The following is a 2835-nucleotide window of genomic DNA, read 5'->3' as shown; positions in this document are numbered from 1 at the left end:
GACGCACCACTCGACATGACCCCGATCCCAACCCTTCCAAGGACTGAAGTCTCCGGACACGCCGGGGCGGTTCAACCACACGACGCAAGGACACCCATGGCTGTGATCGACGTGCCCGTCAAGGGCATGACCTGCCAGGCCTGCGAGGTACGCATCAGCAAGGCGCTCCGCACCGTCCCGGGAGTCCTGCGGGTCAAGGTGTCGGTCCGCCGCGGCATCGCACGGGTCCACACCGACGCCCATGTCCCCCGCGGACGACTCCACAAGGCGATCCAGCGGGCCGGGTACGAGCCAGGTCGTGACGAGCCCGGCTGGCTCACCTCGGACAGGACCGTCTGGGGTGACGTCCTCGCCGCGGTGGTGGTGCTGGCCGGACTGGGCCTGGTCCTGCAGGTCAGTGGCCTCAGCGACCTCGCAGGCCAGGTCGGCACCCTCGCGTCCTCCGGGAGCCTCGCGATGGTCGTCGTCCTGGGCGTCGCCGCAGGCCTGTCCACCTGCATGGCGCTCGTCGGCGGACTGGTGCTCGCCGTCTCGGCGCGGCATGCCGAGCTCCATCCCCAGGCGTCGACCGTCCAGCGGCTGCGACCGCAGCTGGCGTTCAACTTCGGGCGGGTGGTCGGTTTCGGGGTCCTCGGCTCCCTCGTCGGGTTGCTCGGTTCCGCGTTCACGCTCAGCGGCCGGGCGTTGGCGGTCATGATGGTCGTCGTCTCACTCGTGATGGCATCGGTCGGGCTGAAGCTCACGAGCCTCTCGCCACGCCTGTCCCGAGGCGGGACCCTGACCCTGCCCCCGGCACTCATGCGGCTGCTGCGACTCGACCGTGCGGACGGCCCCTACAGCGACGGGCGAGCAGCCCTCCTCGGGGCGGGCACGTTCCTGCTCCCCTGCGGCTTCACCCAGGCGGTCCAGGTCTATGCGATGTCCACCGGCAGCCCGCTCCGCGCCGGTCTGATCATGAGCCTCTTCGCGCTCGGCACCCTCCCCGGGCTGCTCGGCATCGGCGGGCTCACCGCCGCCGTCCGGGGAGCGACGGCAACCCGGTTCTTCCGCTTCGCCGGCGTGGCCGTCCTCGCCTTCGCCGCGATCAACATCTCGGGTGCCGCCGGGATCCTCCTCCCGGCCCTCATCGCACCCCCCACCGCGACCACCGCCACCGGCCCCACCCAGGACGGGCTGTCCACCAACGTCGAGATCGAGGGCGACATCCAGGTTCTCAAGACCCGCCAGGTAGCCACGGGCTACGAGCCGGCCACTGCGACGGTGTACCTCGGCCGCGAGGTCCGCTGGGAGATCGACTCCGTGGCGGTCAGCTGCGCGGCCTCGCTCTACTCCGCCGACCTCGGAATCGAGCCGATGGTCCTCGAACCAGGCCTCAACGTCCTGACCTTCACCCCCACACAGACCGGGACCCTGCGCTACTCGTGTGGCATGGGCATGTACTGGGGCGCGATCACCGTGATCGAGGAGCCTACGGCGGCCGCTCCCTGAGCTTCACCGGCCCCGGCTCACCGGGCGAGGACAGCAGCCAGCTGGTCCAGCGAGGGTGCCCCACGCAACCCCTCCGGGGTGCGATAGAGACGACAGGCCAGACCGACCGCAGCGCCCGGCTCGGCGAACGGGTCTTGGCCGTCCACCAGGATCGAGGGCGACCCGTGGAACCCCCACTGCGCCGCCTGAGCCGGGCTGCGCACCTCGACCAGCTCGACAGCGCCGTCGTCGCCGGCCAAAGCCATCGCCTCACGAAGTCGGTCGTGCATGTCGTGCCAGTTGGGGCAGCCATCGAAGTACAACAGCTGGATCTGCATGACCTCATTGTGACCCACCGGGGCAGGCGATGGCGATCTGTGAACGAAGGCACACGGTCCAGGAAATCGGCGGTGCCGATCCGCTCAGCGCGGGCACGTCCGGCACTCACCGGTGCGGTGCGATCAAACTTCCATGAAGTTTGAGCCCACGCGCACATTCGGCCGGGCATCACCGGCGTCAGTCGTCCATCATCGGCCCATGCGTCGACTCCCGGCGCCCGGAGCACGGCCGGAGGAATCCACTCGATGCGGACCGTCATTCATTTCAGACTCCTTGCTGCTACGGCTGCACTTGGCCTCGGCGTGGCATTGGCGGTCCCTGCACAGGGCAGTGAGTACGACGACCAACGCGCTCGCACCCAGGAGCAGCAGCGCACCGTCGGGCTCTCAATCGAGGAGATCGACGAGCTGCTCGAGGACACGGACGCAGCCCTCGTCGCGGCCTACGCCGAGCGCGAGACGATCGCGGCTCAGCTGCCCGCGGTCGAGGTTGAGCTGGCCGCGGCAGAGGCTGTCGTGTCCGCTCTGCAACGAGAGCTGGCCGTGGTGGAGCAGCGCCTTCTCAGCTCGGAGGAAGAGGCCGACGCCGTTGCCCGCCAGCTTCAGGAGGACGCAGAGCGCTCCGTGACGGTCAGAGCCAGCATCGCAGAGATGGCGCGGGAGGCGTACAAGGGCTCCCTGAGCGCTCCGTCCCTGTCGATGCTGCTCGACGCCGCCAGCACTGAGGAGGCCGTCGCCGCCTCATCCCTGGCCGACTCAGCACTGAAGATCCAGACTCGCGCGCTACGCGAGCTCGAGCAGGTCCGCGGCACCACGCGCAACCAAGAAGCGCGCCTGGTGGCCGTCGAGGCTGAGATCGCCGACCTCAAGGCTCTTGCTGACGCCAAGCTCGCCGACGCCGACGCCGCCCGGGCGACCGTACAGGCACGCCAGGACGAGATCGAGGACCTCTTTGAACCGCCCCGACTTCCGTAGAGGCTCTCAACCCACGGAGGATGAGGGTCATGGCAGCACCGAGGAAGTATCCCGA

The 2835-nt window shown here is 69.2% G+C and carries 3 protein-coding genes; 2 read left to right on the top strand and 1 reads right to left on the bottom strand.

What is annotated here, in order from left to right:
- Positions 1 to 96 precede the first annotated feature (96 nt).
- A complete protein-coding gene (locus tag FZ988_RS18355; protein WP_188079186.1) occupies positions 97 to 1488 on the top strand; it encodes an urease accessory protein UreH domain-containing protein in 1392 nt (463 codons plus the stop codon).
- Positions 1489 to 1505: 17 nt separating this feature from the next.
- Here the strand turns inward: FZ988_RS18355 and FZ988_RS18350 are convergent, their stop codons facing one another.
- A complete protein-coding gene (locus FZ988_RS18350; protein ID WP_149205492.1) occupies positions 1506 to 1805 on the bottom strand; it encodes a DF family (seleno)protein in 300 nt (99 codons plus the stop codon).
- A 246-nt stretch (positions 1806 to 2051) separates the two neighbouring features.
- On the opposite strand from FZ988_RS18350, the gene FZ988_RS18345 reads away from it, so the two are divergent.
- A complete protein-coding gene (locus FZ988_RS18345) occupies positions 2052 to 2780 on the top strand; it encodes a coiled-coil domain-containing protein (protein WP_149205491.1) in 729 nt (242 codons plus the stop codon).
- The last annotated feature ends 55 nt before the right edge of the window (positions 2781 to 2835 follow it).

Origin of the sequence: Actinotalea subterranea (assembly GCF_008364845.1) — a bacterium.
GTDB lineage: Bacteria > Actinomycetota > Actinomycetes > Actinomycetales > Cellulomonadaceae > Actinotalea > Actinotalea subterranea.
The sequence above is the reverse complement of the archived record's forward strand: the minus strand, read 5'-3'. Positions and strand labels throughout refer to the sequence as shown.

Coding starts and splice junctions, on each gene's coding strand:
- FZ988_RS18355 (WP_188079186.1), top strand. CDS start 97: ATGGCTGTGATCGACGTGCCCGTCAAGGGCATGACCTGCCAGGCCTGC.
- FZ988_RS18345 (WP_149205491.1), top strand. CDS start 2,052: ATGCGGACCGTCATTCATTTCAGACTCCTTGCTGCTACGGCTGCACTT.
- FZ988_RS18350 (WP_149205492.1), bottom strand. CDS start 1,805: ATGCAGATCCAGCTGTTGTACTTCGATGGCTGCCCCAACTGGCACGAC.